General features: G+C 72.5%; 16 protein-coding genes. 13 read left to right on the top strand and 3 right to left on the bottom strand.

The window, feature by feature from the left end; genetic code table 11:
- The first annotated feature begins 1 nt into the window (after position 1).
- From sigK to FHU40_RS25915, 6 genes are read left to right on the top strand one after another with little or no spacing between them, the layout of a single operon-like run.
- On the top strand, positions 2–607 hold the full coding sequence (sigK, locus tag FHU40_RS25940; RefSeq protein WP_183595410.1) for an ECF RNA polymerase sigma factor SigK: 606 nt from the start codon (positions 2–4) through the stop codon (positions 605–607).
- Complete coding sequence (locus FHU40_RS25935) at positions 604–1,320, top strand: anti-sigma factor (RefSeq protein WP_183595409.1); 717 nt, start codon at positions 604–606, stop codon at positions 1,318–1,320. Before sigK ends, FHU40_RS25935 begins: the two co-directional genes overlap by 4 nt.
- Complete coding sequence (locus FHU40_RS25930; protein ID WP_183595408.1) at positions 1,317–3,389, top strand: FAD-dependent oxidoreductase; 2,073 nt, start codon at positions 1,317–1,319, stop codon at positions 3,387–3,389. The genes FHU40_RS25935 and FHU40_RS25930 overlap by 4 nt, the downstream gene beginning before the upstream one ends.
- Positions 3,386–4,576, top strand: coding sequence for a class I SAM-dependent methyltransferase (locus FHU40_RS25925; protein WP_343058059.1), 1,191 nt, complete (start codon positions 3,386–3,388; stop codon positions 4,574–4,576). Before FHU40_RS25930 ends, FHU40_RS25925 begins: the two co-directional genes overlap by 4 nt.
- On the top strand, positions 4,576–5,760 hold the full coding sequence (locus FHU40_RS25920) for an SAM-dependent methyltransferase (protein ID WP_183595407.1): 1,185 nt from the start codon (positions 4,576–4,578) through the stop codon (positions 5,758–5,760). Before FHU40_RS25925 ends, FHU40_RS25920 begins: the two co-directional genes overlap by 1 nt.
- Positions 5,753–6,538 (top strand): DUF1295 domain-containing protein, encoded by a 786-nt coding sequence (locus FHU40_RS25915; RefSeq protein ID WP_343058058.1) that lies wholly within the window; start codon positions 5,753–5,755, stop codon positions 6,536–6,538. The genes FHU40_RS25920 and FHU40_RS25915 overlap by 8 nt, the downstream gene beginning before the upstream one ends.
- A 140-nt stretch (positions 6,539–6,678) precedes the next feature.
- On the opposite strand, the gene FHU40_RS25910 is transcribed toward FHU40_RS25915, so the two are convergent.
- Complete coding sequence (locus FHU40_RS25910) at positions 6,679–8,037, bottom strand: IS1380 family transposase (protein WP_183590707.1); 1,359 nt, start codon at positions 8,035–8,037, stop codon at positions 6,679–6,681.
- A gap of 411 nt (positions 8,038–8,448) precedes the next feature.
- On the opposite strand from FHU40_RS25910, the gene FHU40_RS25905 reads away from it, so the two are divergent.
- The 7 genes from FHU40_RS25905 to FHU40_RS25875 all read left to right on the top strand — a co-directional run bounded on the left by FHU40_RS25905 (position 8,449) and on the right by FHU40_RS25875 (position 19,854).
- Positions 8,449–8,961: a hypothetical protein gene (locus FHU40_RS25905; protein WP_183595406.1), complete on the top strand. Its 513-nt coding sequence runs from the start codon at positions 8,449–8,451 to the stop codon at positions 8,959–8,961.
- 71 nt (positions 8,962–9,032) lie between these two features.
- Entirely contained in the window at positions 9,033–11,045 is a 2,013-nt protein-coding gene (locus tag FHU40_RS25900; protein WP_183595405.1) for a sensor histidine kinase, read from the top strand.
- Positions 11,042–11,740 carry a response regulator gene (locus FHU40_RS29805; protein ID WP_183595404.1) on the top strand — a complete coding sequence of 233 codons (699 nt, stop codon included), beginning with the start codon at positions 11,042–11,044 and terminating at the stop codon, positions 11,738–11,740. The genes FHU40_RS25900 and FHU40_RS29805 overlap by 4 nt, the downstream gene beginning before the upstream one ends.
- A 175-nt stretch (positions 11,741–11,915) precedes the next feature.
- The gene (locus FHU40_RS25890) at positions 11,916–16,067 is read left to right on the top strand and encodes a hypothetical protein (RefSeq protein ID WP_183595403.1); all 4,152 of its coding nucleotides are present in this window, start codon (positions 11,916–11,918) and stop codon (positions 16,065–16,067) included.
- A 136-nt stretch (positions 16,068–16,203) separates the two neighbouring features.
- The gene (locus FHU40_RS25885; RefSeq protein ID WP_183595402.1) at positions 16,204–18,396 is read left to right on the top strand and encodes a hypothetical protein; all 2,193 of its coding nucleotides are present in this window, start codon (positions 16,204–16,206) and stop codon (positions 18,394–18,396) included.
- 65 nt (positions 18,397–18,461) lie between these two features.
- A complete protein-coding gene (locus FHU40_RS25880) occupies positions 18,462–19,025 on the top strand; it encodes a protein-L-isoaspartate O-methyltransferase family protein (protein WP_183595401.1) in 564 nt (187 codons plus the stop codon).
- Between the two features lie 43 nt (positions 19,026–19,068).
- Positions 19,069–19,854 carry a tyrosine-protein phosphatase gene (locus FHU40_RS25875; RefSeq protein WP_183595400.1) on the top strand — a complete coding sequence of 262 codons (786 nt, stop codon included), beginning with the start codon at positions 19,069–19,071 and terminating at the stop codon, positions 19,852–19,854.
- A 12-nt stretch (positions 19,855–19,866) separates the two neighbouring features.
- Here FHU40_RS25875 and FHU40_RS25870 read toward each other — a convergent pair whose 3' ends face one another.
- Together FHU40_RS25870 and dinB are read right to left on the bottom strand one after the other, a co-directional pair.
- The gene (locus FHU40_RS25870) at positions 19,867–20,898 is read right to left on the bottom strand and encodes a YhjD/YihY/BrkB family envelope integrity protein (protein WP_183595399.1); all 1,032 of its coding nucleotides are present in this window, start codon (positions 20,896–20,898) and stop codon (positions 19,867–19,869) included.
- A gap of 60 nt (positions 20,899–20,958) precedes the next feature.
- The gene (gene dinB / locus FHU40_RS25865; protein WP_252274861.1) at positions 20,959–22,221 is read right to left on the bottom strand and encodes a DNA polymerase IV; all 1,263 of its coding nucleotides are present in this window, start codon (positions 22,219–22,221) and stop codon (positions 20,959–20,961) included.
- Positions 22,222–22,256: the final 35 nt, after the last annotated feature.

The following is a 22,256-nucleotide window of genomic DNA, read 5'->3' as shown; positions in this document are numbered from 1 at the left end:
CATGGAGCACCTCCGACCAGTGGGGTCCGGCGCCTCGCCAGACGATGACTCGTCTGACGCCCCGCCGGACCTGGCCGACCTGCTGCGGCGGGCCGGCCGGGCCGACGAAGTGGCGTTCGCCCGTCTGTACGACGCCACGGCCGCCCGGGCCTACGGGCTCGCCCTCCGTGTGGTCCGCGACCCGGCCCAGGCCGAGGAGGTCACCCAGGAGGCGTTCCTGGAGATCTGGCGGACGGCGAGCCGCTTCGACCCCGGCCGCGGCAGCGCGCTCTCGTGGCTGCTGATGATCACCCATCGCACCGCGGTGGACCGGGTCCGGTCGGCCGAGGCGTCGACCCGCCGCGACACGACCTACCACCACCAGCACCAGCCGGTCGACCACGACGTGACCGCGGAGGCCGCGCAGGCCTCGCTCGAGGCCCGTCGGGTCCGCAGTGCGATGGCGGCCCTCACCGAGGTGCAGCGCGAGGCCGTCGGTCTCGCCTACCTGGGTGGCTACACCCACACGGAGGTGGCGACCATGCTCGACCTGCCGGTCGGCACCGCCAAGACCCGAATCCGCGACGGACTGATCCGTCTCCGCGACGCCCTGGGGGTCGGCTCATGACCGAGATCCACGCCCTGTCCGGCGCGTACGCCGTCGATGCGCTCGACGACCTCGAGCGGGTGGCGTTCGAGCGCCACCTCGCCGAGTGCGCGGACTGCCGCGCCGAGGTCGCCGGCCTTCGCGAGGCCGCGACCCTGCTCGCCGAGACCACCGCGAACGAGCCGCCGGCCGCGCTGCGCGACCGGGTGCTCGCCGGGATCGCAACGGTCCGCCCACTCCCGCCGGAGACCCCGGTACCGAGGCCGCGCCACCGTCGGGTCCGGCTGCTGGTGGCGGCCGCCGCCGCGGTCGTGCTCGTCGGCGCCGGCGCCGTCGCCTGGCAGCAGCCCTGGGCGGACGAGACCTCCCAGCAGCAGCCGCCGACCGCCCAGTCGGTGCTCGACGCGGCCGACGCGCTCAGCACGTCGCTCGACTTCCCCGGTGGCGCTTCGGCGACCGTGACCCACTCCGACTCGGTCGGCCGGGCCGTCATCGTCACGAGCAAGATGCCGCCGCCGCCGCAGGGCAAGGTCTACCAGCTCTGGCTGGACCAGCCCGGCGAGGGCATGGTGTCGGCCGGCGTGATGCCGGTGAAGGAGGACCAGACGGTGCTGCTCAGCGGCGACGCGGCCACCGCCACCGGCGCCGGCATCACCGTGGAGCCGGCGGGCGGCTCGACGGCGCCGACGACCGACCCGATCGCGCTCTTCGACTTCGGCCGGTCCGACGCATGAGCGCACCCCACACCGTCGCCGTGGTCGGGTCCGGCGTCGCCGGCCTGACCGCGGCGTACGTCGCGTCCCGGTCGGCGTCGGTGACCCTCTACGAGGCCGACGACCGGCTGGGCGGCCACGCCGACACCCACCTGGTGGCCGAGGGGGCGGACGGCCTCGGCATCGACACCGGCTTCATCGTCCACAACGAGCGCACCTACCCGACCCTGCTCCGGCTCTTCCGCGAGCTCGGTGTCGAGACGCAGCCGTCGGAGATGTCGCTCTCGGTGCGCGACGACGTAACCGGGCTGGAGTACGCCGGCGCGCTCGGCCCACGCGGGCTCTTCCCGGCGGGCCGCAACGCCGCCCGGCCGGCGTACCTGCGGATGCTCATCGAGATCCCGCGCTTCCACCGCCACGCCCGGCGCCTGCTGCCCCGCGCCGACGACGACCTCACCTTGCGGGAGTTCCTCGACCGGCACCGCTTCCCGGCGTACTTCCGGCGGCACTTCATGGAGCCGCTCGTCGCCTCGGTGTGGTCGTGCGACCCGGCGGTGGCGCTGGACTACCCGGCGCGCTACCTCTTCACGTTCCTGGAGCACCACGGCATGCTCGGCGTGCTCGGCTCGCCGCGGTGGCGCACCGTCACCGGCGGCTCGCGCACCTACGTCGAGCGGGTGGCCGCGTCGATCGCCGAGGTGCGCACCGGGACGAAGGTGACGTCGGTGCTCGAGACGCCGACCGGCGTCGAGGTGACCGACGGCAACGGCGCGGTCGCGACGTACGACGCCGTCGTGGTCGCCACCCATCCCGGCCAGGCGCTGGCGATGCTCGCCGAGCCGACCGTGGCCCAGCGCGAGGTGCTGGGCGCGATCCCCTACTCGGCCAACGTCGCGCTGCTGCACACCGACATGTCGCTGCTGCCCCGGGCCGAGCGCGCCCGCGCGTCGTGGAACTTCCGCCGGCCCGCCGACGCACGCGACCACGTCACCGTCACCTACGACCTGACCCGGCTCCAGCGGCTGCCGACCGACACGCACTACCTCGTCACCCTCGGCGGCGAGGGCCTGGTCGACCCCGCGGCCGTGATCGACCGGATGGAGTACGAGCACCCGCTCTACAGCCCGGCCTCCGTCGCCGCGCAGCGCCGGCTGCCGGGCATCGACACCGACCGGGTCGCGTTCGCCGGCGCCTACCACGGCTGGGGATTCCACGAGGACGGCGCGCGGTCCGGGTTGGCGGCTGTCGAACGGCTGGGGCTGTCGTGGGGTGATGGTGGTTTCGAGATGGTTCCTGAGGAGGTTGCGCAGCAACCGTCTCGAAGGGCAGGCGCTGGCGCGCCTTCCTCAACCACCGACACGGTGGTTGAGGTGCGAGGAGCGTCAGCGACGAGCCTCGAAACCACCGTGACGGGCGTTTACGCGACGACCATCCGGCACACCCGGCGTACGCCGGTGAAGCGGTCGTTCACGCACCGCTCGCACACCTGGCTGGTCGACCTCGACGACCTGCCCGACCACGGCGTGCTCGGTCGCTTCGAGGCGCGCGACCACCTCGGCGACCCGGGCCTCTCCATCCGGGAGAACCTGAGCCGCTTCCTGACGCGGCACGACGTCGAGCTCGGCCGCGGACGGGTGCTGATGGCCGCGCACCCGCGCGCGCTCGGCTACTGCTTCAACCCGATCAGCGTCTTCTGGGTCCGGCCGGAACATCAGGATCCGTGCGTGGTCGTCGAGGTGCACAACACCTACGGCGACCGGCACGCCTACCTGGTGCACCCCGACGAGCGGGGTGGCGCGACGACGCCCAAGGCGATGTACGTGTCGCCGTTCCACGGGATCGACGGCAGCTACCAGCTCGCCGTGCCGGTCCCGGATCGGCGCCTGCACGTGGCCGTCACCTTGCGGACCGACGACGGTGCGACGTTCAGCGCCTCGCTGTCGGGGTACCGCACCACCCATCGCGCGTGGCGCGCCGCTCCGGCGGCGCTTCGGGGCGCCGCGCTGATCCGCCTCCACGGGATCGCGCTCTGGCTGCGCCGGCTGCCGATCCGCCCTCGCCCCGACCACCACCAGGAGGGAGTCCGGTGACCCTCGCACCGACCCGCCCCACCCACGCCTGGCCCGGCCTCGAAGCCGTGCCGGGCGGACCTCGTACGGCGGTCTCGGCGGCCGTCGCCCGTCGGCTCTTCCGGTCCGCCATGACCCGGCTGCCGTTGTCCGACGACGCGATCACGGTGCACCGGCCCGACGAGCTCTTCGCCCGGCTCGGCCGGGACGGGCTGATCGGCTTCGGAGAGGCGTACCTCACCGGCGCCTGGGACTCCGACGACCTGACCGGCTTCCTCACGGTCCTCGCGTCCCACGTGGCCGACCTCGTGCCCCGCCCGCTCCAGCGGCTGCGCGGGCTGACGCAGCACCGGACGCCGACGGCGCACCGGGCCTCCCGGGACCATGCCCGCGACCTGGTCGCGCACCACTACGACCTGTCCAACAACCTCTTCGGCCTCTTCCTCGACGAGACGATGAGCTACTCGTCGGCGCTCTTCGACACCTCGACCGAGCTCGGTACGGCGCAGCGGCGCAAGATCGACCGGCTCCTCGATCTGACCGGCGTGGGACCGGGCACCCGCGTGCTCGAGATCGGCACCGGCTGGGGCGAGCTGGCGATCCGAGCCGCGGCACGCGGCGCCGTCGTCCGGTCGATCACGCTCTCGAGCGAGCAGCAGGTCCTGGCGCGCAAGCGCATTGCGATGGCCGGCCACGCCGACCGCGTCGAGGTCGACCTCTGCGATTACCGGGACGCGACCGGCGAGCACGACGTCGTGCTCTCCGTCGAGATGATCGAGGCCGTCGGGCACGAGTACTGGCCGACCTACTTCACCACCCTCGACCGGCTCCTCGCCCCCGGCGGCCGCGTCGGCCTCCAGGCGATCCTGATGCCCCACGACCGGATGCTCGCCACGCGGGGCGGCTACACCTGGATCAACAAGTACATCTTCCCCGGCGGCTTCCTGCCGTCGGCCCGGGTCGTCGACGAGCTGACCGCGACGCACACGTCGCTGCGGGTGACCGACCGGTTGTCCTTCGGACCCGACTACGCCGAGACGCTGCGGCGATGGGACGAGACATTCCTGGCCCGCGCCGACGACGTGCGCGCGTTGGGCTTCGACGAGACGTTCCTGCGGATGTGGCACTTCTACCTCTGCTACTCACGGGCCGGCTTCGCCTCCGGCTACCTCGACGTGCAGCAGCTGCTGCTGACCGGGGAGGCCTGATGGCCGTCGCGACGACACTGGCCGAGGCGGTCGAGCCCTTCGTCGGCGGCGAGCTGCCGGTCCGGTTGATCGCGTGGGACGGGTCCACCGCCGGCCCCGTGGACGCACCGGTGCTCGAGCTGCGCTCGCCGGACGCCGTACGCCGGCTGCTCCGTCACCCGGGCGAGCTCGGCGCCGCCCAGGCCTACGTCACCGGTGAGCTCGACGTCCCCGGCGACCTGGACGAGGCGCTCACCTACGCCTTCGCGGTCGCGCGCGAGCGCGGCCTGCCCCGTCGCCCGGCCCCCGGCGCCCTGCTGCGCGCGCTTCGCGCGGCCCTGTCGGTCGGCGCGCTCGGCGTACCCCCGCGGGCGCCTCGCTCGCAGCGGAGCGTGCGGGTTGCCCGTGACCACTACGACCTCTCCAACGAGTTCTACGAACTGATCCTCGATCCGTCGATGGCCTACTCCTGCGCCTACTTCGCGACCGGGTCCGAGACGCTCGAGGAGGCGCAGCGGGCCAAGCTCGACCTGGTCTGCACCAAGCTCGACCTCGAGGCCGGGATGCGCGTGCTCGACGTCGGGTGCGGGTGGGGGTCGGTCTCGCTGCACGCGGCGGAGCATTACGGCGCCTCGGTCGTCGGCGTCACCATCGCGGGCGAGCAGCGCGCGTTCGTCGAGCAGCGCGTCGCCGAGCGCGGCCTGGCCGACCGGGTCGAGGTACGCCTCCAGGACTACCGCGATGTCCCCGAGACGAGCTTCGACGCCGTGGTCTCGCTCGAGATGGGCGAACACGTCGGCGAGCACCGCTACCCGGCGTACGCCGCCGCACTGCACCGGGCCGTGCGGCCCGGCGGGCGGGTGCTGGTCCAGCAGATGTCCAGGCGGGGCAGGCATCCGGGAGGCGGCCCGTTCATCGAGTCGTTCATCGCCCCCGACATGCACATGCGCCCCCTGGGCGAGACGGTGGCACACCTCGAGGTCGGCGGACTCGAGGTGCGTCAGGTCCAGTCCCTGCGTGAGCACTACGTGCGCACGGTCGCCGACTGGCTCGCCCGTCTCGAGGCGAACGTCGACCGGCTCACCGACCTCGTCGGCGAGGAGGTCGTGCGGGTCTGGCGGCTCTACCTCGTGGGCGGCTCGATGGCCTTCCGGGACGGCAGGATGGGAGTCGACCAGATCCTGATGGAGCGCACCCGTGACTGACCTCCTCCTCGTCGCCGGCCTGTCCCTGCTCACCGCGGCGATCGTGATGACCGCGGCGGCGTACGCCGCCACCCGGGCCGGCCGGGTCTCGGTGGTCGACACCGCCTGGGGCATCGCCCTGCTCGGGACCGCGGTCGGGTGCGCCGCCGTGTCCGGCTCCTGGCAGTCGTGGCTGCTCGTGCTGCTCGTCGGCGTGTGGGCCGGGCGGCTGTCGTCGCACATCTTCATGCGGTCCCGCGGCCGCGGCGAGGACCCGCGCTACCGCGAGCTGCTCGGCGGCACGCTCGACGAGGTCGGCATCGGGGTCGCCGTGCGCAAGGTCTTCCTGGTGCAGGGCGCCGCGGTCTGGCTGGTCTCGCTGCCGCTCCAGGCAGCGGCGGTCGCCGGCCTCGATCGGGCCTGGACGGTCTGGATCGGCGTCGCCGTCTGGGTCGTCGGCGTGCTCTTCGAGAGCATCGGCGACGCCCAGCTCACGGCGTACCGCGCCGACCCCGACCGTCGACCCGTGATGGATCGCGGCCTCTGGGCGTGGACCCGGCACCCGAACTACTTCGGCGACGCCTGCGTCTGGTGGGGCATCTGGCTCGCCGGCGGCCTCGCCTCCGGCTGGCTACCCGGCCTCGTCAGCGCGCTCTCGCCCATCGCCATGACGGTCTGGCTGGTCTGGATCACCGGCGCCCGCCTGCTCGAGAAGACCATGATGAAGCGGCCCGGCTATCCGGAGTACGCCGCCCGCACCTCGATGTTCGTTCCCCTCCCGCCACGACGCTCGGGCTAGATGACTAGCCTCGATCTTTCATGACGTCGGTGGATCGGGTGTCGTGCTGAGCTGATGGGCTTTGGTGGCCGCTGGCGCGGTGAATCGCCGGCCCTCTTGCCGGTTCTCCGAGGTCCTGGTCGTTCGGGCTGGGCGGGTGTTCAGGTGAGGGCGGCGAGTCGGCGGTGTCCGCCGAGGACGAGGTCAGCCCAGGGCCATCGCCGCGACAGGCGCAGGATCCGACGTCGGCCGGTGGTGATCACCCGGCCGGCGACCGCGAGGAGTCGCAGTCGGATCCGTTTGGGTTCCCAGACCCGCGCTGGTTGTCCGTGCCAGGCCAGGACCTGGGTCCAGGTCATGAGTTCGGCGGCGAGCTGGGTCAGCTCGAGCCAGAGCTGGTTCTTGTCGAACCCCTGCAGCGGGAGGTTGGTCGCCCCGGTGTCCTTCAGGGCGCGGATGCGGTCCTCGGCGCGGGCCCGGAGCCGGTGGGTGACCTCGAGATCAGCCAGCCGGCCGCTCTTGGTGTTGGTGGCGAACACCGTGATCCGCCAGCCCTCGTGATCGGTGATCCGCAACTGGGCTCCTGGGTGGGGCCGCTCGCGGCGGGCGATCACCCGCATCCCGGGCGGCCAGCCCGTGAACGTGGTCGGCAGCCACCGAGTCAGCTCGGCGACCTGAGCGCCCTCACGCGGCCGTCCGTCGGCATCGAGTGCCCTGCGCCACGCCTGCTTCGGCAGCACCGCGAGGGCGTCGAGAACGGGCTGACGACCGTAGACGCCCACCGAGTACTCCAGACCCAAGTTGTGGACGTGCCACACGAACGCGTGGACCCCCGAGCCGGTGTCACCACGCACCAGCACCCGCGACCGCAGGTGCTCGGGGAGTTGGGCGAGGGCCTCATCGAGGACCCTGATCTGGTCAGCGGCGTCGTTGGCGGCCGCCTTCCCCGGCCGCAGCATCGCCGCCAACGGCTCACCGGAGCCACCCTGACCGTGGTCGACGAAGGCGAGCATCGGGTGGAACCCGAACCCGCGCTTGAAGTTCGGCGTCGCACCCTCCTTTTCCGAGTGCGCCCCGATCAGGGTGGCATCAAGATCGACCACCACCTGCTCCTCATCGGCGAAGGGCGTGCGCTGCGCCCACACTCGATCGCGAGCAACCGCACGAGCGGCCCGGATCGCCGCGATCGCTTCCTCAGGTCGCTCAGCCAAGGCCTCGATGAGGCGGCTGACCGTCGGGTCGGAGGCCACCGACCCGAACAGCTCCGGCTGGGCCCGGACCACGCCGATGTCGGCCAGGCAGTCGCCACCCAACGCGATCGCAACCGCCAGATCCAGCACCGTCTTGCCCGGGTCGTGCGTCGACCTGCTCGAGCGCCACGGCGCCAACCCATCCGCCAATGCCGTTGCCAGCCCGCTCACACGGGCCGTCGACAACAAAATCGCCGCGCCCGCCGACGAGATCAGCGACTCGCCCCCGCACTCGACACGAAGACCAGAACCAGCCGGGATAACCTTCACCTACGGAGTGCCTTTCCGCTTGGCTTCCTTGGACCTTCGACAAGCCCAAGAATCCCTCGCAGGACAGGCACTTCCGTGCGTTACACGCCGTACTCAGTCACGACTACGTGAAAGATCGAGGCTAGTGGTCGTCGCTGGAAGTTCCTCGGGGGTGGCCCGTGCTCGGGTGCGTGCATCGCAAGGCGCCGGAGCGACCGGCATACCCGTTCGTACTCCGAGCGACGGCAACGCCGTCAGCGTGCGTCCAGCGCATCGCGTAGCAGGCGCGGAGTCGATCAACACGGGCTGGACCCCAATCGCCCGGCCAACCGGGACTCCGGTCACTGCCGGTGGGGTCGCCGGGCGCGGCACCGTGGCGTCGTACCGACCGACATCGATCCCCGACACCCCGGGGAGAGGAGACCCACGACCATGCGCACGACCTCCCGCACGACCGCTCTCGCCGCTGCAGCGGTCATCGCGCTGATGACCCTGAGCGGCTGCGGGGGCGACGACGACCAGCCGGGCAGCACTCCCGACTCCAGCCAGGACGCGGGCGGGGGCGACACGACCGACCTCGGCGACGCGGCCGAGGAGTTCGGGATCCCCGAGGAGTGCTTCACCGTGCACATCGGCACCTTCGGCGAGCCGGACATCGACAGCGTCGACAAGATGCCCGCCGACTGGCCCGAGCCGATCGACGACGCCGTCCTCTGCGGCACCTCGTCGACGAACACCGAGCAGAACGCCAACTACGTGTCCTCGGCCGCGCCGTCCGAGATCCTCGACGCGTACGAGGGCGCCCTGGGCGACGCCGGCTACGAGACCAGCCGCGAGGACCCCTCTGGACTCGGTCGCGACATGCTCACCGGCTCCTCCAGCGACGTCTACTTCCAGGTCGACGCCAAGGACGGCGGCTTCACGGTCACGTTCGCGAGCGAGTAGCTCCGACCCGCCTCCATGTCCCGCGCGACGCGGATCGCGGTCCCTGCCGCGCGGGACCCCGGATCTCCAGCATGACGCCCAGCGAGCAGACCACGGTGCGCCGCTTCGCCGGCGCCGCGGTCGGAGGGGTCACCGGCGTCCTGGCCACCGCCGCGCTGACCATGGTCGCGCTGGCGCCACGCGCGTTCGACGCCTCCGCCGGGTGGTACCACGACGTCCACTTCTTCGCCTGCTACGTCTTCGCGGCGGTGACGACCGGCGCCGGCGGGGCGCTCGTCATCGCCCGCAGCAGTCATCCGGTCGGCCCGATCCTCGGGCTGATCGCGCTCCTCCTCGCCGGGGCGGTCGCCGCCCTCGGATGGAGCTTCCTCGCCGCCGGACACGGCTGGCCGGGCGTCGGGCTGGCGGCGCACGCCTCGACCTGGCTCGCCGCACCCGGCGGCTTCCTCGCGATCGCCGTCCTGCCGTGGTTCCTGCGCAACGGTCCGCTCCCGCCGCGCGATCGATCGCTGGCGGTCACCGGGATGGTCGCCACCGTCGTGATCGTGCTGAGCGGCGTCATCGTCCAGCAGCCCGGAGCCCCCGCGAACCCGCTCGCCGTCGACAGTCGCCTCGGACGCGCCCTCGCCGTCGTCGGCCTTCCCGCGGCCGTCGTGTGCGCCGTGGTCGGCCTCCTCGCGCTGCTCGAGCTGCTCCGTCGCAGCCGCCACGAGGTGACCGCCGGCGTCCGGGCCGTGCGGCTGCTGACGGTCGCCGTCCCGGTCCTGTTCGTGTCCGTGGGCGTGCTCAACCTGCAGCTCCACGACCTGGTCGACGCGGTCGCGCTGGCGGTGCTGGCGGCCGCCCAGATGGTGCTGGTCCTCAGCGTCGTCGTGCTCACGCTGCGGACCTGGGACCAGCCGGTCGGCCCGGTCGTGCCGCGCGTGGCCGTCCGAGGACTGCTCTCCGCCATCGTGGTCGCGGCCTACGTCGGCGTGGTGGGGCTGGTGAGCCAGGCGCTGCCGATCGACGACCGCGTGATCGGCGCCGCCGCCGTCGCGGTGCTCGCCCTCCTCGTCGACCCGTTGCGGCGCTGGCTGCAGCACCGGGTCGACCTGCTGGTGCACGGCGCGGCGGCCGACCCCGAAGCGCTCCGGACCGCACTGGCGGCCGACCTGCACACCGAGAGCGCCACCGACGCGCTCGAACGGGTGGCGCACGAGCTGAGGCACGCCCTACGCCTCGGGGCGACGGTGATCCGGGCGAACGGCGACCCCGAGGTCGAGGTGGCCGCGGGCGGGCTCCGTCCGGACGATCCGACGATCACCTACGACCTCGTGGTGCGCGGACGCCGGGTCGGCGAGCTGGTCCTGCAGGGTCCGGCCGGCGGCCCGATCACGCTCCGGGCCCGGCGAACGGCGTACCGGCTCACCGACCTGGTGGCGATGACCCTCGACCTGGCCCAGGCGGAGCTCCGGCTGCGGGTCGCCTCGGAGCGCCTGGGCCAGGTGCACACCGAGGCGCAACGACGGATCCGCCGCGAGCTGCACGACGGCATGGGGCCGATGCTCGCCGGCGTAGGGCTCGGACTCGCCGCCGCCCAGCGGCGCCTGCAGCACGACCCGGAGGCCGCGGGCCGGCTCATCGACGACCTGCGCACCGAGATCACCCGCCGATCGGACGGCGTCCGCCGGCTCGCCCACTCGCTGCTGCCCGCCGAGCTCGAGGACGGCGACCTGCGGGGTGCCCTGAGCGTGCTCGCCGCCAGGTTCTCCGGGGACGGCCTCCGGGTGCGGGTGGACACCAGCGGCCTCGGCGACCTCGACGCGCCGCGCCTCGTCGCCTGCTACCACGTGGCGGCCGAGGCGCTCCTCAACGCACACCGGCACGCGAACGCGTCGTCGGTGGACGTGAGCGTGTCCACCACCGCCGGCGGCGCCACCCTGCTCGAGGTGGTCGACGACGGCGGCGGCATCGCCTCCGACCGCGGCCGCGGCATCGGCCTGACCTCGATGCGCGAGCGCGCCGAGGAGCTGGGCGGCCGGCTCGAGATCGGGCCCGGTGGCGAGGGTAGCGGCACGCGCATCGGCTTGGAGCTCCCGTGAGCGCCGGCCCACCCCACGCCGGCGCCCCGACCCGGGTGGCGGTCGTCGACGACCACCCCGTCTTCCGGATCGGGATGACCGCCCTCCTGGAGGAGCTGCCCGGCGTGGAGGTCGTCGGCGAGGCCGACAGCCACCGAGCGGCCGTCGAGCTGGTGGTCGCGCGGTCCCCCGACGTGGTCGTCATGGACCTCGACCTCGACGGAGACAGCGGCGCCGCGGCCACCCGCGAGATCCTCGGCCATCGGCCCGACACCGCGGTGCTGGTGGTCACCGGGTCCGCGGACGACGAGTCGCTCTTCGCCGCGATCCGCGCCGGCGCCCGCGGCTACCTCGTGAAGGGCGCCGACCCCGACGAGGTCGAGCGGGCGATCCGCTCCGTCGCCGCCGGGACGCTGGTGCTCGGGCCCGAGGTCGCCGCACGCGCCATGGACCACCTGGTCACCGCCCGCAACGCCCGCGGCGGCTCCTTCGCCGAGCTCACCGAGCGCGAGCGCGACGTCCTCGAGCTGGTCTCGCGCGGCTACGACAACCCCACGATCGCGCGGGTCCTGGCACTCAGCAGCAAGACCGTGCGCAACTACCTCTACTCGATCTTCGCGAAGGTCGGCGTCGTCGACCGCGGCGGGCTGGTCGCCCTGGCTCTCGACGAGGGCGTCGGCGTACGCCGCCCCGAGGAGCGCGGCCCGCGGCCGTAGGCGGCAGGGCGCGACCCGCGGCTCCCGGGGCCCGCCCGGGCCCGGCCGCCGGACATTCGGGACCGACACACCTGCTCATCCGGGCCGTCGGGACACCACCGTGGAAGGGCCACCGCACCCACGCGGATGGCCCCTTCGTCATGCCGACGTCGTCTGACCAGAGAGCGAAGCAGTCATGTCCTTCCCCACCGGAACCGGGCCGGTCGCCACCGATCGCCGCAACCGCCGATCGCGCACGGGACGCTCCACCCTCCACCGCCTCGCGTTCGGCGGGCTCGCCGTCGTCGTCGGCGCGGGCCTGGCCACCATCCCCGCCCCCGCCGAAGCCGCCCCGATCATCAACATCAGCCGACCCGCGAGCTGGAACAACCACTGGTACAGCGGCAACGTCGCGATCCAGCTGGACGTCAACGGGATCGGCATCAACACCGACGCCTCCGGCTACCGGCTCAGCGGCGCCCATCACGTTCCGCACGCCTACCTCGAGGAGCCCATCCGACTGACCAACGAGGGCCGGACCGACCTCGAGGTCTGGGCGGAGAACCAGAAGCTCGAGAGCAGCCGCGCCACCGACTGGGTCGGCATCGACAGGACCCCGCCCACCATCAGCATCGACGGCCCGCTGGTCGATGGTGCCGAGTTCGATACCGGCACCGTCGTGACCGCCAACTTCGGCTGCCACGACAACATCGCGGGCCGCAGCACCTCCGGCCTGCGCTCCTGCGAGGGATGGGTCCCCAACGGCACCCGCATCAGCACGAGCACTCCCGGCCTGTACGCCGGATGGGTGCGCGCCGTCGACAACGTCGACAACGCACAGACGAAGTCGATCGCCTATCGCGTGCTGGGTCTCTTCACCGCCACGACCCCGACCATCACCGGCACCCCGAAGGTCGACAGCACCCTGAGCGCGACGAACGTGAGCTTCACGCCGGATCCGGGCGTGAACCAGCCGACCTACCAGTGGTTCCGCGGCAACATCGGCGTCCCCGGCGCCACCGGCCGCAACTACGCGGTCACCCCGGCCGACGCCGGCCACCCGATCCGGGTCGAGGTCACCGCGAAGCGCGACAACTACCGGCCGCGCACGGTGACCAGTGCCTCCGTCACCATCCCGGCCGCCCCCGAGGTCCGGACCCAGGCCACCGTCGCCGGCACCCCGCGCGTGGGCCACGAGCTCACCGCCACGGCGGCCACGTTCCACCAGACCACACCTCACGTCCAGCACGTCTGGTACCGCGGGAACGACGTGATCGCCCGCGCCACCGGCACGACGTACGAGCTGGTCGCCGCCGACGCCGGCCGGCAGATCCGCTACGAGACCCGGGCATCCTTCAACGGACAGTCGGGGTCGTGGACGAGCTCCGCCACCGCGGGCACCGACATCGCCACGACGGCGGACGTCCTGACCGGGCCGAGCATCGAGGGCGCACCGCGGGTCGACCAGACGCTGGAGGCCACCGCGGCCACGTTCCGCGGCAACCCCAGCACCCGGCACGTGTGGTTCCGCGACGGGCAGCCGATCGAGGGGGCGACCGGCAGCCGCTACAAGCTCACGCTCGAGGACGCGGGCAAGCCCGTCCACTACGAGACCCAGGCCCGGTACCACGACGACCATCCCTGGACCCGGTCCGCCACCGAGGCCGTCGACGTGGCGCCCGTCCTCCGGGTCTCGGGAGCACCGACCGTGACCGGTGCCCGCGTCGTCGGGCACACGCTCACCTCCGACTCGACCCCGGTCGACTTCACCCCCGACCCGCAGCACACCCGGCACGTGTGGGTGCGCGGCAGCCAGGTCATCCCCGGCGCCGACGAGTCGACGTACGAGCTGGTCTCGGCCGACGCCGGCAAGACCCTGCGCTACGAGCTCCAGGCCCGGCTCCACGAGGACGACCCGTGGCTCTCGGCACCGTCCGAGCCGGTCCCGGTCAGCACCGACGTGGAGGTCGTCGGCCTGCCGGTCGTGACCGGCACCCCGCGTGTCGACCACACGTTGCGGGTCACCCAGGAGGCCACGTTCCTCGGCGACACCGTCGGCCGACGGCACGCGTGGTTCCGCGACGGGCAGCAGATCGACGGCGCGGACACGATGACCTACCGGCTCACCCCCGCGGACGCCGGCAAGCCGATCCACTACGCGGCCCTCGCCACCCACGACGGCACGAACTGGACGCCCGCCCGGTCCGCGGTCATCGAGATCACCCCGGTCATGGAGCTCGACGTCGCGCCCAGCTTCACCGGCACCACCCGGGTCGGCCACACCTTGACCGCGACGCCGGCGACGTTCCAGCCGGCTCCGGAGGAGTCCCACCACGTCTGGTACCGCGACGGCCGGCGCATCCCCGGCGCCACCGACACCACCTACGATCTGCGGGCCGTCGACGCCGGCACCCGGATCCACTACGAGACCGAGGCCGTTCAGCACCGGGGCGACCAGCCGGTCAGCGCCGCCGCTCCCGAGGTCCTGATCAGCACCGATGTCGACGTCTCGGTCTGGCCGACCCTGGCCGGTACGCCGCGCGTCGGACGCACGCTGACGGGCAGCCGCGCCACCTTCGCGACCAACCCCGCCGCGGTCCGGCACGCGTGGTTCTACGTCTCGATCGACGAGGAGGGGGTGGAGCAGCACGAGCGCATCGCGGGCGCCACGTCCGCGCTCTACGAGCTGACCGCCGCCGATGCCGGCAAGCTGATCCGCTACGCGACCGAGGCGACCTACCGACCCGACGACGAGAGTCTGCCGTGGACCCGGGCGTTCTCGAGGACCGTCCACGTCAGCTCGGACATGGACGTGGTCAGCCGCCCCAAGATCGCCGGAACCGCCGAGGTCGGCGGCACCCTGACCGGCTCCGACGCCAGGTTCGATCCCACGCCGAGCGAGTGGCAGCACGCCTGGTTCCGGATCACGGTCGACGAGGACGGCGTCGAGCAGACCAACCTCATCGCGGGCGCGACCACCACCAGCTACGTCGTGACCGCGGCCGACGCCGGCTCCAGGATCTACTTCCGGGCCAGCGGCCGCCTCGGCACCGACGCCTGGACGCACGCGGCCTCGGACCCGGTCGAGATCCCGGCCGAGCCCGACCCCGACCCGGTGCTCAGGATCACGACGCCACCCGTCCTGAGCGGCGTCCCCGAGGTCGGTGAGACGCTCACCGCGTCTCCGACGGGCTTCAACCTCCCGCCCACGCAGATCGACCACACGTGGTACCGCACCGACGGTGCCGGCGTGGAGGAGGAGATCGACGGCGCCGACGGCACGGAGTACGAGACGACCGCCGACGACGCGGGTCACGTCGTCCACTACGAGATCCGCGCCAGCCTCAACGGCGGTCCGATGGTCAGCGCCGCGACCGAGGGCGTCACCATCGGCGATCAGCCCGGCCCCGGTCCGGCCCTCGAGGTCGCCTCGGCTCCGACCCTGACGGGCACTCCACGGGTGGGCGAGACCCTGACCGCCACCGCGGCCGGGTTCAACCGCCCCGCGAACCAGCTCCAGGTCCGCCACGTCTGGTACCGATCCGGCAGTGGTCAGGAGCAGCGGATCGACGGCGCCACCGGTCTGACCTACGTCGTGGCCGCCGGCGACGCCGGCCACACGATCCGCTACGAGACCCAGGCCAGGCTCCACGAGGGTGCCGACTGGCTGCCCGCGTCGACCACCGGGATCACCATCGAGACGCCGGCCGGTCCCCCACCTCCGGATCCGGGTGCGTCGGGTGGCACGGTCACCGTCACCGGCCTCCCCACCATCACCGGCACCCCCCGCATCGGACAGACCCTCACCGCCACCCCACCCACCTACGCCGGCACCCCCACCGGCACCACCCCCACCATCACCTACCAATGGCACCGCAACGGCCAACCCATCCCCGGCGCCACCAACACCACCTACCAACCAGGCACCGCCGACGCCGCCCGACGCATCACCGTCACCACCACCGGCACCCACCCCGGCCACACCCCCGCCACCGCCACCAGCACCCCCACCACCCCGATCGCCAAGACCACCCCCACGCTCAAGACCAAGGTCAAGACACCCGGCAGAGGCAAGGTCCGCATCACCATCACCGCCACCGCACCCGGCATCCCCACCACCGCACTCACCGGAAAGATCACCATCCGCCGCGCCGCACCCAAGGGCGCCACCAAGAAAACCAAGAAGGCCGCCAAGAAACCCATCGCCACCGCCACCCTCAAGAACGGCAAGGCCGTCCTCACCCTCAAGAACCAACCCCGAGGAACCAAGACCACCTACACCATCACCCTCCCCACCACCACCGCCCACACCAAGAAGGCCACCAAGATCAAGACCCGCGTCCGATAACCGGCCCGGCCCGCCGGACAGTCGGGACCGACACACCTACCCGCCCGGGCCGTCGGGACACCACCGTGGAAGGGCCGCCGCACCCCCGTGCGGCGGCCCTTCCGCCGTTCGTCCCCCAGAAAGCGAAGACCACTCGATGCTCGCCCCCGCCTCCCGACGGACCGTCGCCGGCCTGCTCGTCGCCCTCCTCAGCATCGGCGCGGCACTCGGAACGGCTCCGACCGTGCAGGCCGACCTTCCCGAGGACACCAGCCCACCGGAGATCTCGATCTCCCGACCGACCCCTGGCCCGGGCGACTGGTACAACACGTCGATCGAGGCACGCATCGGTGTGCGCGACGTGGGCAGCAGCGGCATGGACTTCGAGTCCTCCTACTACGAGATCAAGAAGGACACGGTCAGCCAGGGCCGGCGGCAGCTGGCCGCCACCACCGTCCTGGCGTTCCACGACGAGGGGTCGTACCAGATCACGGTCCACGCCGTGGACCGCGGATACCTGCACACGACGAAGACCTTCTGGGTCGGCATCGACCGGACGCCGCCGACGATCGCCTTCCCGGGTCAGCTGCGACCCAACGGCACCTACCACCTCGATCAGACGGTCCTGGCGGACTTCACCTGCCACGAGGAGCGCTCCGGGATCGCCTCCTGCAGCTCTCGTCCGACCGCCCGGAACCAGCCGATCATCACCGACCAGGTGGGCCGGCGCAGCCTGGTCGTCGAAGCAGCAGACGTCGCGGGCAACACGACCTCACAGACCATCTCCTTCGACGTGACCCAGACGTTCCGGGTCGATACCGCGGCCAGGATCTCGGGCGAGCCCCGCGCCGGCGAGCTGCTGACCGGCACCCCGGCCACCTACATCCCGTCCGCCACGGGCGCCGATCATCGCTGGCTCCGCGACGGCCTCGCGACCGGGAACACGACGACGACGTACCAAGTGCGACCGGAGGACGAGGGCGCCGTCCTCCAGTACCAGACCTGGCCGCGCCGGACCGGGTACCCCTCGCTGGTCTCCACCGCCGAGGTGACCGTGCCGTACACCCGCACCCGGGTGACCGCCCAGCCGACACTCGACGGTGTGCCGCAGGCGGGACGGACGCTGACGGCGCAGCCCGCGACGTTCGTCCCGAGCTCGGCGACGGTCCACCACGCGTGGTACGTCAACGACGTGCTGGTCGACGCGATCACGGTGCCGGAGTTCACCCTCGCCGACCAGTACGTCGGGTCTCGGATCCGCTACGAGAGCCGCGCCCGGATCGGTGACGGCCCGTGGACCCGGGTCTCCACCGGTGACCTGCGGGTCCTCCCCCGGCCGGAGCCGGAACCCGAGCCCGAGCCGGAGCCGGAGCTCACGGTCGTCGACCGACCGACCGTCGTCGGCAGCCCGTGGGTCGGGCAGACCCTGACCGCCCGCCCGGCGGAGTTCTCCGTGCAGCCGCAGCAGGTCCGGCACGTCTGGTACCGCGACGGCGAGCCGATCGGCGACGATCAGGACGGCGCCACGCACTCGGTCGGCAGCACCTCCTACGTGCTCACCGCCGAGGACGTCGGCGCCCGGATCCACTACGAGACCCACGCCACGCTCACGCCGTACGAGACGCTGGCGCCGACCGAGCTGGCGTCGGGCTGGGTGCGAGCCGCCTCCGACGGCGTGCTGATCCAGGCGGAGCCCATCCCGGGCCCGGGTCCGGGTCCTGGTTCGGATCCGGGTGCGTCGGGTCGTGCGGTCACCGTCACCGGCCTCCCCACCATCACCGGCACCCCCCGCATCGGACAGACCCTCACCGCCACCCCACCCACCTACGCCGGCACCCCCACCGGCACCACCCCCACCATCACCTACCAATGGCACCGCAACGGCCAACCCATCCCCGGCGCCACCAACACCACCTACCAACCAGGCACCGCCGACGCCGCCCGACGCATCACCGTCACCACCACCGGCACCCACCCCGGCCACACCCCCGCCACCGCCACCAGCACCCCCACCACCCCGATCGCCAAGACCACCCCCACGCTCAAGACCAAGGTCAAGACACCCGGCAGAGGCAAGGTCCGCATCACCATCACCGCCACCGCACCCGGCATCCCCACCACCGCACTCACCGGAAAGATCACCATCCGCCGCGCCGCACCCAAGGGCGCCACCAAGAAGACCAAGAAGGCCGCCAAGAAACCCATCGCCACCGCCACCCTCAAGAACGGCAAGGCCGTCCTCACCCTCAAGAACCAACCCCGAGGAACCAAGACCACCTACACCATCACCCTCCCCACCACCACCACCCACACCAAGAAGGCCACCAAGATCAAGACCCGCGTCCGCTAGCCCACCACCGGCCATGCCCCACTCCCCCGACGGGCGGCGTCCATCACTCGTGCCACACTCGAGTGATGGACGCCGTCCGGGTGGCCGCCGCGTTCGAGGCCGTGCCTCGCGCCTGGTTCCTGCCGGCGAGCGAGCGCTCCCGGACGTCGTACGACGGACCGATCGCGATCGGGCACGGGCAGACCAACTCCCAGCCGCGCACGGTCGCGGCGATGCTGCGCCTGCTCGACGTGCGTGCGGGCCACCGGGTGCTCGACGTCGGCTCGGGCTCGGGGTGGACCACCGGGCTGCTGGCGGAGCTGACCGGCCCGGCCGGCGAGGTGCTCGGGCTGGAGATCGAGCCCGACCTGGTGGACTTCGGCCGGTCCAATCTCGGCCGGGGCGACTGGCCGTGGGCCCGGATCGAGCCGGCCCGGGTCGGTGTGCTGGGCGACCCGGGCGGCGCGCCGTACGACCGGATCCTGGTCTCGGCCGAGGCCCGACAGCTGCCCGGGCCGCTCGTCGCCCAGCTGGGCGAGGGGGGTCGGATGGTCGTGCCGGTCGCCGGCGAGATGCTCCTGGTGGACACCTCGTCCGGGGCGCCCGAGATCACCCGGCACGGCCACTACCGGTTCGTGCCGCTGCGCTGAGCGACCAGCGCGGACACCCGGCCGGGCCACCTATGCTCGCCGGGTGAGCGACCCGCTGACCGGCGAGGAGTCCGTCCCGCGACGGCTGACCCGCCTGGCCTCCGCCGACAACTTCCGCGACGTGGCCGGCACGGGTGCGGGCTATCCGACGACGGACGGGCGCCGGGTCCGCCGGGGTGTCTTCTACCGCTCCAACGAGCTGCAGCTGACCGAGGCCGACGCGGGCGTCCTCGCCGGGCTCGGGATCACCCGGATCCACGACCTGCGCAGCCAGATGGAGGTCGACGCGCACCCCGACGTCGACGTGCCGGGCGCCGTCTGGCACCACGTCGAGGTGTCGGGCATCCCCATGGAGCTGGTGTCGGGGCTCGCGGACGCCGATGCGGCGACCCGCGTGATGCGGCAGGTGTACGACGCGTTCGTCCGCTCGCCCGACGCGCGCGCGTCGTACGCCGCCCTGCTCGGCGACCTCGCGACGCGGTCGGCGCCACAGCTCTTCCACTGCACCGCGGGCAAGGACCGCACCGGTTGGGCCGCGGTGCTGCTGCTGGAGATCGCCGGGGTCGACCGCGACACGATCGTGGCGGACTACCTGCTCACCAACGAGGTCTCCTCGACGACCCGCGAGAAGTATCTCGCGCTGATCGCCGAGCACCTGGGCGCCGACAAGGTCGCCGTCTACGAGCCGACGATGGTCGTCGACGCGTCGTTCCTGGGGTCGGCGTACGACGCGGTCGCGGAGCTGTACGGCTCGGTCGACGGCTACCTGCGCGACGGGCTGGGTCTCGACGGCGACGTGCTGGGAGCGCTGCGGGAGCGGCTGCGCTGACCCAGCGGCCCGCTACGGCACGTGGTCGGCCTGGTCGTCCTCGACCTCGGCGCTGCGCAGCCGGAGCTTCTGGGTGTCGGTGAAGGTGACCTCGACGGTCTCGAAGCCCTTGTGGCGCTGGGCTCTCGCATAGCTCGTGTAGGCGCGCCGGTCGGCCTCCGTGAGCTCGACCCGGTCGGTGAACGGCGTGAGCAGCGCGCGCGGCCAGAGGCGACGCTCCAGCACCACATTGACCTCGATGCCGAGCACGCCGATCACCGCGGTGAGCCAGATGATGCCGATCAGGCCGAGGACCAGGCCGAAGGTCTGGTTCATCGCACTGGTCTCGGTGAGCACGTTGGTGACGTAGAGCGTGCCGACCTTCTGCAGCCCGATCCACAGCAGCGACGCCGTGACGGCGCCGGGGACCGAGCCGGTCCAGATGCTGTGACTGCGCGCCGCGCCCACCCGGAAGAGCGCGGTCAGCACCAGGGTGTTGATGACGATCGTCGCCACCGTGATCGGCCAGCGGTACGACGAGACGGTCTCACCGAAGACCTCGGTGTTGGCCGCGAGCGTCGAGAGCACCGAGACCGCGAGCACCGCGACGCCGGCCGTCAGCAGCAGGAAGAGGCTCTTGAGCCGGAGCAGCACCGGGTTGGGCCGGCTGTTGCGCGGCACCGACCAGGCGATGTTGAGCGCGTTCTGCAGCGCCTGGCCGAGCCCGAGCGCACCGTAGAGGGCGACCAGACCACCGATCACAATCGCCTCGGTCGACCCCTGCAGCCCGCCGGGACGGCCGAGCTGGTCGCCGATGATCGGGAACTGCGCCAGGGCCGTGTCGAGCAGGTCCTGCTGCAGCTCGGGGTTGTCCTGGAGGAAGAAGCCGAGGATCGACGAGCCGAGCAGCAGGAGCGGGAAGATCGCGATGAACGCGTAGTAGGTGATGATCGCGGCGAGATAGTTGCCCTGATCGTCGAAGTACTTGTAGATCACCGCGATCGGGTAGCCCAGCACCGACCACCGACGCTGGGCGCGATCGGCAGCGTCGACGACCTTGGCCACCGGGCCACGCTATCGGGGTTCGGCGCCCACGGTGGTGAGGTGGCCGGTGCGGTCGCCGGGTCACCCGGCGTGTCGGACCGGACTCCGGGGCGGTACGTGGTCGGGCAGGGTCGGCATCTCCAGTCCGGTGCGCCGACCCACCAGGCTGCCCCGGGTGACGGCGCTGCCGCCGTACCGCGAACGGACCCGGTCGAGCGCGACGTCGAGGCTGCCGGACGCCGCCTCCTGGGCGAACAGCGGCAGCTCGAGCTGCTCGGCCCCGTGGGCGTCGACGAGCCCGGAGATGGTGATGCCGAGCAGCGTGCAGCCGCGCTCCTCGATCAGCGGCCAGGCCGCCTCGAGCAGACGGCGGCCGGTCTCGAGCCAGGAGGCGGTCGCCGCGGTCGAGTGCGGGATCGTCGTCGAGCGGGTGGCGCGGGTGAAGTCGTCGAAGCGGAGCCGCAGCGTGAAGGTCCGACCGATCCGCTCGCCGCCGCGCAACCGGCGCGCGACCCGGTCGACGAGCCCGGCCAGCAGCGCGTCGAGCTCGTCGCGGCCCTTCGGTCGGCCGGCCCGGCCGATCGCGCACTGCGAGCCGATCGAGCGCCGTCGGCGCCCGACCTCGACGGGCCGCGGGTCGCGCAGGTTGGCCAGCGCCCACAGGTGTCGACCGGCCGCCGCGCCGACGCGCATCGTCAGCTCGAGCTCCTCGCGCCGGGCCAGCTCGCCGATCGTGCGGATGCCGTCGGCGTGCAGCTTGGCCGCGGTCACCTTCCCGACACCCCACAGCCGCTCGACGGGCAGCGGATGCAGGAACTCGCGCTCGGCGTCCGGCGGCACCCGCAGCAGGCCGTCGGGCTTGGAGACCGCGCTGGCCACCTTGGCGAGGTACTTCGTGCGGGCGATGCCGACCGAGATCGGCAGCCCGACCTCGTCGCGCACCCGGCGGCGCAGGTCGGCGCCGACCTGCTCGGGTGGCCCCACCAGCCGGAGCAGGCCGCCGACGTCGAGGAACGCCTCGTCGATCGAGAGCCCCTCGACCAGCGGGGTGGTGTCCTCGAAGATCGCGAAGACCCGGCGGCTCGCCTCGACGTACGCCGAGAACCGCGGCGGCACCACCAACGCTTCGGGGCACAGCCGCATCGCCTGCCGCCCTCCCATCGCCGAGCGGACGCCGCAGGCCTTCGCCTCGTAGCTGGCCGCCAGCACCACGCCGCCGCCGACGATGACCGGGCGGCCCCGCAGCCGCGGGTCGTCGCGCTGCTCGACCGAGGCGAAGAACGAGTCGAGATCGGCGTGCAGGATGCCCGCCGTACCCGCCTCGCTGCTCCGGATCCGCGCCACGCTCCATGATCGAACATCTGTTCGATCATGGCAAG

Source organism: Nocardioides soli (assembly GCF_014191495.1).
Taxonomy (GTDB): domain Bacteria; phylum Actinomycetota; class Actinomycetes; order Propionibacteriales; family Nocardioidaceae; genus Nocardioides; species Nocardioides soli.
This window is presented reverse-complemented; position numbering and strand designations above follow the sequence as displayed.

Excerpts from the sequence above, each read along its gene's own strand:
- sigK (WP_183595410.1), top strand. The coding sequence starts at position 2 with ATGGAGCACCTCCGACCAGTGGGGTCCGGCGCCTCGCCAGACGATGAC.
- FHU40_RS25935 (WP_183595409.1), top strand. The coding sequence starts at position 604 with ATGACCGAGATCCACGCCCTGTCCGGCGCGTACGCCGTCGATGCGCTC.
- FHU40_RS25930 (WP_183595408.1), top strand. The coding sequence starts at position 1,317 with ATGAGCGCACCCCACACCGTCGCCGTGGTCGGGTCCGGCGTCGCCGGC.
- FHU40_RS25920 (WP_183595407.1), top strand. The coding sequence starts at position 4,576 with ATGGCCGTCGCGACGACACTGGCCGAGGCGGTCGAGCCCTTCGTCGGC.
- FHU40_RS25905 (WP_183595406.1), top strand. The coding sequence starts at position 8,449 with ATGCGCACGACCTCCCGCACGACCGCTCTCGCCGCTGCAGCGGTCATC.
- FHU40_RS25900 (WP_183595405.1), top strand. The coding sequence starts at position 9,033 with ATGACGCCCAGCGAGCAGACCACGGTGCGCCGCTTCGCCGGCGCCGCG.
- FHU40_RS25890 (WP_183595403.1), top strand. The coding sequence starts at position 11,916 with ATGTCCTTCCCCACCGGAACCGGGCCGGTCGCCACCGATCGCCGCAAC.
- FHU40_RS25885 (WP_183595402.1), top strand. The coding sequence starts at position 16,204 with ATGCTCGCCCCCGCCTCCCGACGGACCGTCGCCGGCCTGCTCGTCGCC.
- FHU40_RS25880 (WP_183595401.1), top strand. The coding sequence starts at position 18,462 with ATGGACGCCGTCCGGGTGGCCGCCGCGTTCGAGGCCGTGCCTCGCGCC.